The 603-nt window shown below is 47.1% G+C and carries 1 rRNA gene; it reads right to left on the bottom strand.

The features are described 5' to 3' along the window. Nucleotides 1-430 precede the first annotated feature (430 nt). A 5S ribosomal RNA gene (gene rrf, locus ACFIKY_RS09225) occupies nt 431-549 on the bottom strand. Nucleotides 550-603 lie beyond the last annotated feature (54 nt).

Raw genomic sequence — 603 nt, 5'->3', positions numbered from 1 at the left:
TCCAGAGTGGTGTGGCCGTAAGCACTTGCCAGTGTCCAGCAAAGCCTCTTGGCCACTCAATCTCAAGGTTTTCCTGCCTAAAGCTACAGGCTTGCCATTGTGTCCTCCTGATTAACACACCTGCTGACTAGACACACCCACCTGCTGCAAAAACCATGCCATTTCACCTCTCCTCTGCAAAATCAGCCTTGGTTTAAACACACACAAAGTCTGAACAGAAACACTGCTAACATCTGCTCATTGTAACAGGTGGGTGTAATTAGGCTAAAGGTTATGCATTGACACCTTGATTCTGATTGCTCTGAAGCTACCTGATTACTTTACATGAGGCAAAAGTTGTTTATTAAAAAAAAAAAAAAAAAAACCTTAGGTGAACTTTGAAGCAGATTTTGGAAGAACACCCTCTGCTGGTTGGGAGGAAAAGATGGAAAACTTACAGCACCTGGTATTCCCAAGCGGTCTCCCATCCAGGTACTAACCAGGCCCAACCCTGTTTGGCTTCCGAGATCGGACGAGATCGGGCGGGTCCAGAGTGGTGTGGCCGTAAGCACTTGCCAGTGTCCAGCAAAGCCTCTTGGCCACTCAATCTCAAGGTTTTCCTGC

The sequence above is a fragment of the Bartonella sp. CR127HXZ genome (assembly GCF_042194555.1).
Taxonomy (GTDB): domain Bacteria; phylum Pseudomonadota; class Alphaproteobacteria; order Rhizobiales; family Rhizobiaceae; genus Bartonella; species Bartonella grahamii.
This window is presented reverse-complemented; position numbering and strand designations above follow the sequence as displayed.